This window comes from Amycolatopsis sp. NPDC059027, from assembly GCF_042739735.1.
Lineage (GTDB): Bacteria > Actinomycetota > Actinomycetes > Mycobacteriales > Pseudonocardiaceae > Amycolatopsis.
Map to the genome: position 1 here is coordinate 27990 of NZ_JBHYIK010000066.1, position 12783 is coordinate 40772.

Consider the following 12783-nt stretch of genomic DNA (forward strand, 5'->3'; position numbering starts at 1 on the left):
GTCGTGGGCAACAAACCGGACATGCGCCTTTCCGACGCCGAACGCCAGGACGCGCTCGACGTACTGGAGGAGCACGTCCGCACGGGCAGGCTCGACCTCGACGAATACGGTGACCGCTCGGCGAAGGTGACCGCGGCGAAGCGCGTCAGCGAACTGGTGCCGTTGTTCGAAGATCTCCCGTCGCCGCGGCCGGGCGTCCTGCTCGCCGCGCCCGTCCCCGCCGCGCCGCGCGTGCCGGACACCCCCTCGCCGGGACGCTGGCTCACCGCGAGCGCGGTGCCGATCGCCGCTGTCGTGGCGATCGCGCTGTTCTTCCTCACCCGGGGCACGTTCCTGGTGTTCCTGCTGCCGATCGGGGTCGCGCTGGCCCTGGGCAGCCGCTGGCGCCGCTGATCCACCGATCGGTGGATGTCCTCGCTCATCGGCTGATCCCGCGAGACCCTGCGGGCTGGGAGAATCCGCTCATGTGGATGGTGGGCCTGCCGAGGGAGATCGACGCGCGCGGAGAGCGTCTCGGCGGTCCGATCCTCAGCGTGGTCAGCCTGCTCGTGCTCGGTGGCAGCACGATCTGGGCCGCGTTCTCCGAGCATGGGGACAGCACGTACTGGACCGGCACGCTGGCCATCGCCGGGGCGACCGCGGTGTGGCTGCTGGGCTTGGTCCCGCTGTTCCCGCGCCGCCACCGGCATCCCGCGCTCACCGCCTGCTACTACGCCGGTGTCCTGCTCGGAGCCGCGCTCCTGGTCAGCAGGGCCGACCTGTTCACCGCCTTCGCGTCGATGGGATATTCGCTGGCATTCGCGCTGTTCCCCGCCCGCTGGAGCGTGTTCGCGGTGGCGGCCACCGCGGTGATTCCGTTGCTGGTCAAGGGCGGTTTGGGGGCGGACACGAAAACACCGTCCTGGGTGATCGTCGCGTCGGTGGCGGGACCGATGCTCTACGCGGCGTGGTTCGTCGGCGTGGAGAGCGACCGGCGACGTCGCGCGAACACCGCGCTCGCCGAGACGAACGCGCGGCTGGAGAAGGCCTTGGAGGAGAACGCCGGACTGCACGCCCAGCTGCTGACGCAGGCGCGCGAGGCGGGCGTGCTGGACGAGCGGCAGCGGATGGCCAGGGAAATCCACGACACGCTCGCGCAGGGGCTCACCGGCATCGTCACCCAGCTCCAGGCCGCCGAACGGGCCGTCGAGGACCCGCCCCGGCACCGGCGGCATCTGACGCAGGCGAACACGCTCGCGAGGGACAGCCTCAGCGAAGCCCGCCGCGCCGTGCAGGCTCTGCGACCGGAGCCGCTCGCGGAATCGCGGCTCCCCGACGCCGTCGCCGAACTGGGACGGCGTTTCGCCGAAACCTCCGACGCCGACGTCCGCACGGAGACGACCGGCGACGCGCGACCCCTGCTTCCCGAGTTGGAGGTCACGTTGTACCGCGTCGCGCAGGAGGCGCTGGCGAACGCCGGAAAGCACGCACAGGCAACAAGAATCGGCCTCTCACTGTCCTATTCGGACGATGTGGTGATGCTCGACGTCCGGGACGACGGCGTCGGATTCCGGCCCGGCGACGTCGAGGCACCGCGTACCGATGGCAGCGGGTTCGGGCTCCAGTCGATGCGGCAGCGGGTACGCCGGGTCGCGGGCTCGCTGGCGGTGGAAAGCGCACCCGGCGAAGGAACCGCGATCAACGCCCAGGTCCCGGCGATCCCCGCCTTCGGCGGCGAGGACGGTGCGTGCTGGTGATCCGGCTGCTGCTGACCGACGACCATCCGATCGTGCGCGACGGCCTGCGCGGCGCGTTCACCGGCGAGGACGACATCGAGGTGATCGGCGAGGCCGCCACCGGCGCCGAAGCGCTCGCCTTCGTGGCGAAACACCGTCCCGACGTGGTGCTGATGGATCTGCGTATGCCCCAGCTGGACGGGGTGAGCGCGATCCGGCGGCTCACGGCGGAGTTCCCGGCTGTCCGGGTGCTGGTGCTGACGACGTTCGACGCGGAGACCGACGTCCTGCCCGCGATCGAGGCGGGCGCGACGGGCTATCTGCTCAAGGACGCGCCCGTCGGCGACCTGCTGCGCGCGGTGCGGGCGGCCGCGCACGGGGAGTCCGTGCTGGCGCCGAGCGTCGCGGTGCGGCTGATGGGCCGGGTGCGCGAGCCCGCGCGGGGTTCGCTGACGCGCCGGGAACTCGAGGTGCTCCGGCTCGTCGCGGCCGGCGCCACGAACCGGGTCGCGGCGGGCAAGCTGTTCATCAGCGAAGCGAGCGTGAAGACGCATTTGCTGCACGTGTACGCCAAACTCGGCGTGAACGACCGCGCGGCCGCCGTCGGCGAGGCCTACCGTCGCGGCCTTCTCCAGCCCGGCGACGGGGCTGACTAGGCTCGGCCGGGTGGAACCGGTGGAGATCAACGCGGGAGCGTACTCCCTGCGCCAGCTGCGGGCCGACCGCCGCCTCGACGACCGGCCCGCGCTGATCGAGGCGTTCGCCGACCCGGCACATCGTCGTTACGTGCTGAACTACCGCGTCCGTACCCTCGACGAGGCGACGGAGTACATCGCGCTGCGGCTCGCCCAGTGGGCGGGCGACGAACGCTGCTCGTGGGCGGTCGCCGAACCGGAGACGGGACGGTTGCTCGGCGAGGTCGGCCTGCGAGAACTCGACCTCGCCGCCGGGTACGCCGAGGCCGCGGTGTGGGTGCACCCGGCCGAACGCCGCCGGGGAATCGCGAGTACCGCGCTGGATGCCGCGCTTCGCTTCGGTTTCGACGTCCTCGGACTCCGCGAAGTGAGCTATCGGTACGAGGAGAGCAACGCCGACTCCGCCGCTGTCGCCCGCCGCTGCGGCTTCACCCGCATCGGCCCCGAACCCGAACTCGCGCCGACCGGGGAATCCCTCATCCGCTGGCTCCGCACCGCCTGACCTGCGCCCCCGCTGCCCGGGAGAGCAAGGGACCTTTGCTATCGCCCGGGGGTCCCGCCATGCGCCAGCCCGTGAAGGCCTCCTTACCGGCGCTCAGTGCCGGTAAGGAGGCCTTCACGGCGGCGAATCGCCTGCGCCCTTTCTCAGCCCCTGTCCGTAGGCTGTTTGGCAGGGGCGCTCCGGGTGTCCTGAATCTTCCGTTCATTCCTTCAGCGGGCGGCTGGAGTTGTCCACAACGGCTCCGGCCATCCACAGATTTCCCGCGGCCCCGCCAAACGGCCCCCACCCTCGATACGCTGGTTGCAGGGGTGCCCCCGGGAGGGTGGGGGATGCTCTCAGGGATACAGGGTGGGGGATGCTCTCAGGGGTACGGGCAGGCGGACGGGTCAGCTGACGGGTTCGACGAGGCCCGCGCGGGCCTCAGGGGCGGCGGAGCGGAGGGCGTCGGCGGCCTCGTCGCTGGGCTGTGACTGGGATTCCCGCTCGGCGTCGACCCGCGCCTTGTACAGCTCGATCTCGCGCCGGATCTGCTCGGCCGACCAGCCGAGCACCTCGGCGACCAGCCCGGCCACCTGCTCGGCGCAGTCGACGCCGCGGTGCGCGTACTCGATCGAGATCCGCGTCCGCCTCGCGAGCACGTCTTCCAGGTGCAGCGCGCCCTCGTGGCTGGCGGCGTAGACCACCTCGACCCCGAGGTAGTCCGGCGCCGTCTCCAGCGGTTTGAGCAGCTCCGGGCGCCCGTCGGCCAGCTTGAGCACCTCGTGCACCAGCGAGCCGTACCGGTCGAGCAGATGCCGCACCCGGTACGGGTGCAGGCCGTGCTCCGCGGCGAGGTGATCGGCCTGGTTGACCAGCGCGTGGTAGCCGTCCGCGCCGAGCAGCGGGACCTTGTCGGTGATCGAGGACGGCGGCCGGCCAGGCAGGTCGACCACCGCGGCGTCGACGGCGTCGGCCGCCATCACCCGGTACGTCGTGTACTTACCGCCCGCGATCGCGACCAGCCCCGGCGCGACCCGCGCGACAGCGTGCTCGCGCGAGAGCTTCGACGTCTCTTCGCTCTCCCCCGCCAGCAACGGACGCAACCCCGCGTACACGCCTTCGATGTCGTCGTGCGTGAGCGGTGTCGCGAGCACGGAATTGACGTGCTCCAGCAGATAGTCGATGTCGTGTTTGGTCGCCGCCGGGTGGGCGAGGTCGAGGTTCCAGTCGGTGTCGGTGGTGCCGACGATCCAGTGGTTGCGCCACGGGATCACGAACAGCACGGACTTCTCGGTGCGCAGGATCATGCCCGATTCCGAGACGATCCGGTCGCGCGGGACGACGATGTGCACGCCCTTGCTCGCGCGCACCCGGAACCGGCCACGGCCACCGGACAGCCGCTGCAGCTCGTCGGTCCACACCCCGGTGCAGTTGATCACCGCGCCGGCCTGGATCTCGGTCTCCCGCCCGTCCTCGACGTCCCGCACGCGCACCCCGGAAATCCGGTCCGCCTCACGCAGGAAGCCGACGACCTGGGTGGAGGTGCGGACGACGGCGCCGTAGTGCGCGGCGGTCCGCGCCACGGTCATGGTGTGCCGGGCGTCGTCGGACTGCGCGTCGTAGTACCGGATCCCGCCGATCAGCGCGGACCGCTTGAGCGCCGGAACCATCCGTAAAGCACCCGCACGGGTGAGGTGTTTCTGCCCCGGAACGGAACGCGCGCCGCCCATGGTGTCGTACATCAGCAGCCCCGCGGCGGTGTAGGGCCGCTCCCAGACTCGGTGCGTCAGCGGGTACAGGAAGCTGACCGGCTTCACCAGATGCGGCGCGATCGTGGTGAGCATCAGCTCGCGCTCCCGCAACGCCTCCCGCACCAGGCCGAACTCCAGCTGCTCCAGATAGCGCAGCCCGCCGTGGAACAGCTTGCTCGACCGGCTCGACGTGCCGGACGCGAGGTCACGGGCCTCGACCAGCGCGACCCGCAGCCCGCGGGTCGCCGCGTCGAGCGCGGTGCCCGCGCCGACGACACCCCCGCCGATGACCACGAGATCGAAGGTCTCCTTGCCGAGGCGCTGCCAGGATTCCTCGCGATGGAGCGGACCCAGCCGCGCCGGGTTCTGGTCGGCTTCGCGCTGAGAGCTGGTCACGTGACACTCCTCCTCGGTACTCAGGGTTCCAGCATGGCACGTCCCGGTGACCATCCGCGCACCCTGGGATGACACGTGTGGCGTAACCCTCGACGATCTTGGAAACATGACTGCGTACGGCGCTGGAAGCAACTCGTACGCACAGGTAACGTCCCCGGGACGTGGGTCGGCAATGGCGCCGTACAACGCAGCTGAGCTCGGCCCTGCGCGCAAAGTGTCCAGTGTGGAGGTCAGAACGTGAGTGCGGGAGCCATCTTCGTATGGGAGCTGCTGGGGACAGCGGCACTCATCTTGCTGGGTAACGGTGTCGTGGCGAACCATGTGCTGCGCAAGAACAACGGCCACGGCGCGGGAACACTGTTCATCACCTTCGGCTGGGCGTTCGGCGTGTTCACCGGCGCCAGTATCGCCGCGCCGAGCCAAGCGCACCTGAACCCGGCCGTGACGCTCGGCCTCGCCATCGCCGGGAAGACCTCCTGGGCCGACGTCCCCTTCTACGTGCTCGGCCAGATGGTCGGTGCGATCATCGGCGCCGTGCTCTGCTGGGCGGCGTACAAACTCCAGTTCGACGACCACCCCGAGCCGGGCGAGACGCTGGGCATCTTTTCCACCGCACCGCAGATCCCGAACAAGGTGTGGAACCTCGTCACCGAGATCATCGGCACCTTCGTGCTGGTGGCCTGGATCCTGCTCAGCCCGACCTTCAGCGGTACCGCAGGCACACCGAACTTCGGCAACTCGGCGCTCGGCTACGCCGGTGTGTCCTTTGTGGTCCTGGTGATCGGCATCTCGCTCGGCGGGCCGACCGGCTACGCCATCAACCCCGCCCGCGACCTCGGCCCGCGCATCGCCTACGCCTTCCTGCTGCCGATCAAGCGCAAGCGGGACGCGGACTGGGGCTACTCGTGGGTCCCGGTCGTCGGCCCGCTGGCAGGCGGGGCGCTGGCCGCGCTGCTCTACCTCGGCGTGCACAACCTGACCTGAGCCCACCCCAGCAACGACTTTGGAGCCGACAAGCATGACTTCCTACGTAGCCGCGATCGACCAGGGCACCACGTCGACCCGCTGCATGATCTTCAACCACTCGGGCCGGGTGGTGGCGGTCGACCAGCGCGAGCACGAGCAGATCTTCCCGAAGGCGGGCTGGGTCGAGCACAACGCCGAGGAGATCTGGGAGAACACCCGCGCCGTCGCCGCCGGCGCGCTGGCCAAGGGGGACCTGCAGCCGGGCGACATCGCCGCGGTCGGCATCACCAACCAGCGCGAGACCTCACTCGTCTGGGACCGCACCACCGGCAAGCCGGTGTACAACGCGATCGTGTGGCAGGACACCCGCACCGACCGCATCGTCGCCGACCTGGGCGACCTCGGCGGCGGGCAGGAACGCTACCGCGCCAAGACCGGGCTGCCGCTGGCGACGTACTTCTCCGGACCGAAGATCAAGTGGATCCTCGACAACGTCGAAGGTGCCCGCGAGAAGGCCGAGGCGGGCGACCTGATCTTCGGCAACATGGACACCTGGGTGCTGTGGAACATGACCGGCGGGGTCGACGGCGGCGTGCACGTCACCGATCCGACCAACGCCTCGCGCACCCTGCTGATGGATCTCGACACCCTGTCGTGGGACGCCGACATCGCCGCGGAGATGGGCGTCCCGCTGTCGATGCTGCCGGAAATCCGCTCGTCCTCGGAGGAGTACGGCCGGGTCCGCGCGCGGGGCGCGCTGGCCGGGGTACCGATCGCGGGCATCCTGGGCGACCAGCAGGCCGCGACCTTCGGACAGGCGTGCCTTTCGCCCGGCGAGGCGAAGAACACCTACGGCACCGGCAACTTCGTCCTGCTCAACACCGGCACCGAGAAGGTGATGTCGGAGAACGGCCTGCTCACCACGGTCTGCTACAAGATCGGCACCAACGACACGGTGTACGCGCTGGAAGGTTCCATCGCGGTCACCGGTTCGCTTGTGCAGTGGCTGCGCGACAACCTCGGCCTGATCTCGTCGGCCGCCGAGATCGAGCAATTCGCCGGCACCGTCGAGGACAACGGCGGCGCGTACTTCGTCCCGGCCTTCTCCGGCCTCTTCGCGCCGTACTGGCGCTCCGACGCGCGGGGCGCCATCGTCGGCCTCACCCGGTACGTCAACAAGGGCCACATCTCCCGTGCGGTGCTCGAGGCCACGGCGTTCCAGTCGCGCGAGGTGATCGACGCGATGAACGCCGACTCCGGCGTACCGCTGAAGTCGCTCAAGGTCGACGGCGGCATGGTCGTCAACGAACTGCTCATGCAGTTCCAGGCCGACATCCTCGGGGTGCCGGTGATCCGCCCGGTGGTCAACGAGACCACCGCGCTGGGCGCCGCCTACGCCGCCGGGCTCGCCGTCGGCTTCTGGAAGACCGAGGACGACATCCGCACCAACTGGGCCAAGGACAAGCAGTGGGACCCGTCGATGGACGACGCCCGCCGCGAATCCGAGTACCGCAACTGGAAGAAGGCCGTCACCAAGACCTTCGACTGGGTCACCGACGAAGCCTGACCACCGGGGCCAGCGGTATCGGGGGACCTTTGCTCTCGTTCGGCGCGAGCAAAGGTCCCTCGCTCCTCCGGCCCGGACCTCACGACGTCGGCGCAGCGGCCAGCGCACCGCCACCTGTCTGCGGTGCACCTCGGGGTTTGACCGCCACCTGCCCGCCCGGCTTCGCCGGCACGGGCTTGGCGGTCGAGGCCGACGGCGGCTTCGGTGGCGCGGGCGACGTCGGCCCCGGCACCACGGTGAACGTGGCGGTCAGCGTCTTCCCGTTGTATTTGCACAGATAGCTGGCCTTGTAAGTCCCGGGCCGCGAAGTGGCTTTGCCCTTGCCACTCCACACGCCCTCGATACCCGCCTGCTTGGACAACTGGATCGGCTCCGCGAAACCGTCCGAATGCGCCTGCTCGGTCGCACCGCAGATCGGATACCCCGCCGTCACCGTGAGGATTTCCCCTGCCCGCACCGGATTCGGCTCGACGATGAGGCTGTCCTCCTCCGCGGCACCAGCCGGAGCCGCCGCGAACAACACCGCCGACCCCAGCACACCACCCGCGACCAAGGCAGCCGCCACCCGGGAACGTCCGCGCGTTCCGGCATTGTGCGCGCTCGCGCGCTTTCCTTTTGTCATACCCGGAATACGCCTGGCGTCGCTGTGAAGTTGTCGGTGAAACGAACGAATACTCAGGCATCCCACCCTTCCGGGCTCCCGGACCGCTCGTTCGGCGCGATCAGCCGGAACGACGCGCCCTGATCGTCCACGACCGCCGTGACCCGGCCGTACGCCGAATCGGCGGGCGGGGCCACGACCGTGCCGCCCAGCTCGCTCACCTTGGCCGCACCGGCATCCGCATCCGCGACGGCGAAGTACGTCGTCCAGTTGGCGGGTACCTCGGGCGGGGTGTCCGCGGGCAGCAGCCCGATGCCACCGGCGGGACGGCCGTCGATGTCGAGCGTCGCGTACCGGAATCCCTCGGCGGAAATATCACCGAACGAGTAGCCGAAAACCTCGCCGTAGAACGTCTTCGCCGCTTCGTAGTCGCGGGTCATGATCTCGTTCCACGCCTGCGTTCCCGGCGCCTCCAGCACCTGTGTGCCGAAGTGCCTGCCCGGCTGCCACAGGCCGAACACGGCACCGGTCGGATCGGCCGCGACGGCCATCCTTCCCTCCGCCAGCACGTCCATCGGCGCCATCAGGATCTGCCCGCCCGCCGCGGTGACGGCGCCCGCCGTCTTGTCCACATCGGACACCGCGAGGTAGGTGGTCCACACCGTCGGCATCCCGGCCTGCTCCGGCGGGATCTGACCGATCCCGGCGACCGGGCGGCCACCCAGCATCGCCATCCCGTAGTGGCCGGTCTCCTCGCCGCCCACCTGGACCTCCCAGCCGAGCAGCGCGCTGTAGAAGCCGACGGCCTTTCTCTGGTCGGGCGCCATCAGGTCCACCCAGCAGGGTGTCCCATCCGGCCAGCGTTCATCGCGGAACAACATTTCGGATCTCCCGGTCCGTAGGCAACGCCGGCTTGTGTCGGCCGTCACAGTGTTGCACCGGGGACCGACAAAAACGGGAGCGTCCGCTCAGCCCATCGTCCCGCCGTCACCCGTCTGAGGGGCCCCGACCGGAACCCTGCTCACCTGGCGCCCGCTCGCGGGCACCGGTTTCGGTACCGGCCGCGGCACGGGCCTCGGCGGCGCGGGAGCAGCGGGCGTGGTCGTGGCCGTCCTGGGCGCCTTGACCGCGAAATTCCCGCTGACCGTGCGCTTTCCACACAGCGCGGAGACCGGGTAGAACCCGGGTCTGGCGTCCGGGTGCACATGCCCGATCGCGTTCTGGACCAGCTTCGGTGTTTCGGTGACGATTTCGAACGCACCGACGTCGAGCACCGGCGAAGTCACCTTTCCGAGTTCCTCACGCGGACAGCCGACGGCCACGAGCACGTCGTCACCCGGCAACGCGGGTTGCAACGAGACGGACACATAGGGATAAGGCGACAACGGCTCGGCGTCCGGCGGCTGCGACGGTGCCGGCTGCTCGGAGGTCCCCAGTGGAGCGGGGTCCGCGAATCCGGCGGCAGGCACCGCCAGCGCCAGTCCGCACGCCAGTGTCGCGGCGATCGAAAGTCTCACCCTGGTCACCTCACGATCAGCTGCGCGTAGACGATGATGTTGTCCAGATAGCTGTGCGCGTTCCGGTCGAAGGCCCCGCCGCACGTGATGAGCCGCAGCTCCGGCGTGTTCGTGTCGCCGTAGACGGCGTCGGTCGGGAAGCGGTCCTTGGCGACCTGGTCCACCTTGGTGACGGCGAACCACGCGGTCGAACCGTCCTTGCGGGACACCGAAACCTGGTCACCCGGCGCGAGTTCGCGCAACCGGTAGAAAATCCCCGCCTGCTTGTTCCCGTCGACATGGCCGAGAATCACCGCGGGCCCCGTCTCCCCCGGCGTCGGACCGTTCTCGTACCAGCCGGCCTGCAAGGGGGTCTCCACCGGCGGCACCTGCACGGTGTTGTCCGGGTTGAGCCCCAGCGGGATCAGCGAAGACCGCGCCCCGATCTTCGGGATGTCCAGCGAAACCGGGGTCGCCTTGGCCATGCCCTGTGCCTGCGGCTGCGCGACGTTCTCCCCGCCGGCCGGGCTCTTCGCCTCCTGCTGCGTGTTCACCGGCGGCTGGGCACGCGTCTGGCCACCGGACCTGGCCGTCGAGAACACCAGCACCAGTGCCGCGATCACCGCGAGCAGGACCACCACGAGCGCGATCAGCGCCCGCCGGCTGCGCACCATCGTCGACGTCATTTCGTCCCCTCGGTACCTCTGTGGTGAGCGCGGGCCGCCCCGTCCCCCTGACGAGGCGGCCCGCTTGTCCCCCACGTCCGACAGACGCGGGACGACACCGGCGGAGTTGCCCCCGCCAGTGTCACGATTCGAACCCGGTCAGCGCTTCACCGAACGACGACGATAGAGCGCGAACCCCGCACCACCCGCGGCGAGCACACCGGCCGCTCCTGCCGCGACGAGCGGGCCGTTGTCCTGCTCCGGCGCGTCGGAGCCGCCGGTCTGCGGAGCGCCCGCGGGCACCTTCGCCACCTGCTTGCCCGGCGGCGCGGGCTTGGCCGGTGCCCGCTCCGCGGGCGCGTTCTTGACCACGAATTCGGCGGTGAGCTCGACGCCGTAGCAGGTGTACGAGACCGTGTAGGTCCCCGGTTTCGCGGTGGCGGGGATAGTGGCCTTGGTCTCCAGCACCGAGATGTTGTCCCATCCGACCATCGTGAACTCACCCGTCCCCAGCAGCGAAGAGGTGTACTGGGGCTTCGTCCGGAAGTTCTCCCAGCACTGGCCGCCGATGGACACCTCCTGCCCTGGCACGAAATACCCGGGGCCGGGCTGGTTCCCCCCAGGGCCGATAGAGATGGTGCCCGGAATCTGCCCCGGCTTCAGCGGGGTCCGGGTCGGGGTGTTCGACGGCGGCGGAGCGGTGACACTGGTGCTCACCGGCGGATTCGTGCTCGTGCTCGGCGAAGGCTGCTCAGCCGCGAACGCGGCGCCGGGCGCGAGCAGCAGGAATCCGGCGGTCACACCCGCGGCAATGCCGTACTTCATGATTTCCCCTCATCACGTAATGGGATTTCCCCAGAATGACCGGAACCTGGACAGCCCCGGTTTCCCCACAGTCAGCCCCCGTTTAACTGACATCCCCAAGACGCCGGGAACGAGGGCGAGGTTTACTCGGCAAAATAACGAAAATATCACCGTTCCGACGTGGTTTTCGCGCACAGAAAACAGTCCGGGCGAGCACCCGGACTGTTTTCTTTCGGACCGCCGAATACGCTGTCAGTCTTCGCGACGACGCCGATAGAGCACACAACCCGCGGCACCCACAGCGAGCACGCCGAGCGCTCCCGCCGCCACGAACGGCCCGTTGTCCCGCCCCGGCATGTCGCCACCGCCGGTCTGCGGCGCCCCGGACGGCACCTGCGTCACCTGTTTGGCACCGAGCACAGTGAAGGTGACACTCACCTTGCCGGTGTCGCACTGGAACGAAGCGGGGTATTCGCCCGGCTCGGCGTCCTTCTTCACGGTGGCCTGGCCCCGCGACACGGGCGCCTTGGCCGGGTCGTCCTGCGGACCACTCGGGCTCAGCGCACCGAAATCGAGGACCGGCGAACTCAGGTTCTTGATGTACTTCGCCTCGCAGCCGACCAGTACCGTGATCTTGTCCCCGGCGTGTGCCGCGTTCGGCTGCAGCTTCAGGAACGCCTTGGGGTTCCCCGGCGGCGTCGTCGGCGTGGTCGATGTGGTCGCCGTCGTCGTCGGAGATGTCGGCGTGGTCGTGGGACTCGACGTCGGAGATGTCGGCGCGGTGGGCGTCGCGGGCGTCGTGGTGGAGGTCGGCGAATCGGTCGCGAACGCGGCCGGCGCCGCGGCGAGGAATCCCGCGGCCGCGAATGCGACGAGAGCGGCGGAACGTTTCATGACACACCTCTGGATACCATTGTTTCGGGCAGGAGAAAGAGAATTCCGGTGCGCCGCGCACAGTTCCCCCTGCCGCCGGTCGGCACCTTTTCCCAACACTCGGAAGACGCTCTCCGCGTACGCGCGGTTGTCCGACTGGATAACGAACCGATCGCGATACGCCTACGCCGGGAACTCGTTGTCAGGCGCACGAAAAAGCCGCCGGGAAACCCTTGTCCCCGGCGGCCGGATCTCCTGCCGTGCCTACTCGGCCAGACTCCCGTCGCCTGCCTTCGCGGCGCCCGACGGCACCTTCTCGACCTGCGGAGCGGACACGGAAAACGTTGCGGTGTAAGACTTTCCCTCGCAGGTCACAGTGAGCGGGTAGTCCCCGGCCGCGGTTCCGGAGTTGAGCCACGCCACCGCGCTGACGTTCGCCTGAACCCCCATGACCGAGCCGAAGTCGTAGCGGCCGAAGGCCAGCACCGGGGACGAGAAGGTCGCGGTCTTCGGTGTCGGGCACTGCGCCAGCGCGACGTTCTGCGAGTCCCGCACGAACTTGTTCACCGAGCCGTGCTTGGCGGCCGTGTCGGCGTTGAGCTGGACGCTCACCCCCGCCGGGGCGGGCGCCGCGGGGCTGACGGGAGTGGGCTGAGCCGCCGCCGGGACGGCGAGCAGGCTCGCCCCCAGTACCGCCACCGCACCGAAAACCGCCGTCTTGCGCACCCGCGAACTCCTTGTCTTCCCGTTCCCCACAACGGTCAGGACGCATC

Annotated in this window: 14 protein-coding genes; 6 read left to right on the forward strand and 8 right to left on the reverse strand. The window is 69.5% G+C overall.

Annotated features, from left to right (window positions below):
* Positions 1-21 precede the first annotated feature (21 nt).
* From ACFWY9_RS34865 to ACFWY9_RS34880, 4 genes are all read left to right on the forward strand, one after another.
* Positions 22-393 carry a DUF1707 domain-containing protein gene (locus ACFWY9_RS34865; protein ID WP_378329501.1) on the forward strand — a complete coding sequence of 124 codons (372 nt, stop codon included), beginning with the start codon at positions 22-24 and terminating at the stop codon, positions 391-393.
* A 71-nt stretch (positions 394-464) separates the two neighbouring features.
* The gene (locus ACFWY9_RS34870; RefSeq protein ID WP_378329440.1) at positions 465-1736 is read left to right on the forward strand and encodes a sensor histidine kinase; all 1272 of its coding nucleotides are present in this window, start codon (positions 465-467) and stop codon (positions 1734-1736) included.
* On the forward strand, positions 1733-2371 hold the full coding sequence (locus tag ACFWY9_RS34875) for a response regulator (protein WP_378329502.1): 639 nt from the start codon (positions 1733-1735) through the stop codon (positions 2369-2371). The genes ACFWY9_RS34870 and ACFWY9_RS34875 overlap by 4 nt, the downstream gene beginning before the upstream one ends.
* A 10-nt stretch (positions 2372-2381) precedes the next feature.
* The gene (locus ACFWY9_RS34880; protein WP_378329441.1) at positions 2382-2912 is read left to right on the forward strand and encodes a GNAT family N-acetyltransferase; all 531 of its coding nucleotides are present in this window, start codon (positions 2382-2384) and stop codon (positions 2910-2912) included.
* A 386-nt stretch (positions 2913-3298) separates the two neighbouring features.
* Here ACFWY9_RS34880 and ACFWY9_RS34885 read toward each other — a convergent pair whose 3' ends face one another.
* Entirely contained in the window at positions 3299-5038 is a 1740-nt protein-coding gene (locus ACFWY9_RS34885) for a glycerol-3-phosphate dehydrogenase/oxidase (protein WP_378329442.1), read from the reverse strand.
* 237 nt (positions 5039-5275) lie between these two features.
* On the opposite strand from ACFWY9_RS34885, the gene ACFWY9_RS34890 reads away from it, so the two are divergent.
* Together ACFWY9_RS34890 and glpK are read left to right on the forward strand one after the other, a co-directional pair.
* On the forward strand, positions 5276-6022 hold the full coding sequence (locus tag ACFWY9_RS34890; protein ID WP_378329443.1) for an MIP/aquaporin family protein: 747 nt from the start codon (positions 5276-5278) through the stop codon (positions 6020-6022).
* Between the two features lie 34 nt (positions 6023-6056).
* A complete protein-coding gene (gene glpK / locus ACFWY9_RS34895) occupies positions 6057-7571 on the forward strand; it encodes a glycerol kinase GlpK (RefSeq protein WP_378329444.1) in 1515 nt (504 codons plus the stop codon).
* A 79-nt stretch (positions 7572-7650) separates the two neighbouring features.
* On the opposite strand, the gene ACFWY9_RS34900 is transcribed toward glpK, so the two are convergent.
* The 7 genes from ACFWY9_RS34900 to ACFWY9_RS34930 all read right to left on the reverse strand — a co-directional run bounded on the left by ACFWY9_RS34900 (position 7651) and on the right by ACFWY9_RS34930 (position 12736).
* Positions 7651-8136 (reverse strand): hypothetical protein, encoded by a 486-nt coding sequence (locus ACFWY9_RS34900; RefSeq protein WP_378329445.1) that lies wholly within the window; start codon positions 8134-8136, stop codon positions 7651-7653.
* A gap of 110 nt (positions 8137-8246) precedes the next feature.
* The gene (locus tag ACFWY9_RS34905) at positions 8247-9053 is read right to left on the reverse strand and encodes a VOC family protein (protein WP_378329446.1); all 807 of its coding nucleotides are present in this window, start codon (positions 9051-9053) and stop codon (positions 8247-8249) included.
* 87 nt (positions 9054-9140) lie between these two features.
* Complete coding sequence (locus tag ACFWY9_RS34910) at positions 9141-9689, reverse strand: hypothetical protein (protein ID WP_378329447.1); 549 nt, start codon at positions 9687-9689, stop codon at positions 9141-9143.
* A gap of 5 nt (positions 9690-9694) precedes the next feature.
* Positions 9695-10354 carry a class F sortase gene (locus ACFWY9_RS34915; RefSeq protein ID WP_378329448.1) on the reverse strand — a complete coding sequence of 220 codons (660 nt, stop codon included), beginning with the start codon at positions 10352-10354 and terminating at the stop codon, positions 9695-9697.
* A gap of 138 nt (positions 10355-10492) precedes the next feature.
* Positions 10493-11158: a hypothetical protein gene (locus ACFWY9_RS34920; RefSeq protein WP_378329449.1), complete on the reverse strand. Its 666-nt coding sequence runs from the start codon at positions 11156-11158 to the stop codon at positions 10493-10495.
* Positions 11159-11389: 231 nt separating this feature from the next.
* A complete protein-coding gene (locus ACFWY9_RS34925) occupies positions 11390-12031 on the reverse strand; it encodes a hypothetical protein (RefSeq protein ID WP_378329450.1) in 642 nt (213 codons plus the stop codon).
* A 243-nt stretch (positions 12032-12274) separates the two neighbouring features.
* Positions 12275-12736, reverse strand: a complete 462-nt coding sequence (locus ACFWY9_RS34930; RefSeq protein WP_378329451.1) for a hypothetical protein — start codon at positions 12734-12736, stop codon at positions 12275-12277.
* Between the last annotated feature and the right edge of the window lie 47 nt (positions 12737-12783).

What these genes read in the sequence shown, in the direction of transcription:
- ACFWY9_RS34865 (WP_378329501.1), top strand. Translation starts at nt 22, where the DNA reads ATGCGCCTTTCCGACGCCGAACGCCAGGACGCGCTCGACGTACTGGAG.
- ACFWY9_RS34870 (WP_378329440.1), top strand. Translation starts at nt 465, where the DNA reads ATGTGGATGGTGGGCCTGCCGAGGGAGATCGACGCGCGCGGAGAGCGT.
- glpK (WP_378329444.1), top strand. Translation starts at nt 6,057, where the DNA reads ATGACTTCCTACGTAGCCGCGATCGACCAGGGCACCACGTCGACCCGC.
- ACFWY9_RS34905 (WP_378329446.1), bottom strand. Translation starts at nt 9,053, where the DNA reads ATGTTGTTCCGCGATGAACGCTGGCCGGATGGGACACCCTGCTGGGTG.
- ACFWY9_RS34915 (WP_378329448.1), bottom strand. Translation starts at nt 10,354, where the DNA reads ATGACGTCGACGATGGTGCGCAGCCGGCGGGCGCTGATCGCGCTCGTG.
- ACFWY9_RS34920 (WP_378329449.1), bottom strand. Translation starts at nt 11,158, where the DNA reads ATGAAGTACGGCATTGCCGCGGGTGTGACCGCCGGATTCCTGCTGCTC.
- ACFWY9_RS34925 (WP_378329450.1), bottom strand. Translation starts at nt 12,031, where the DNA reads ATGAAACGTTCCGCCGCTCTCGTCGCATTCGCGGCCGCGGGATTCCTC.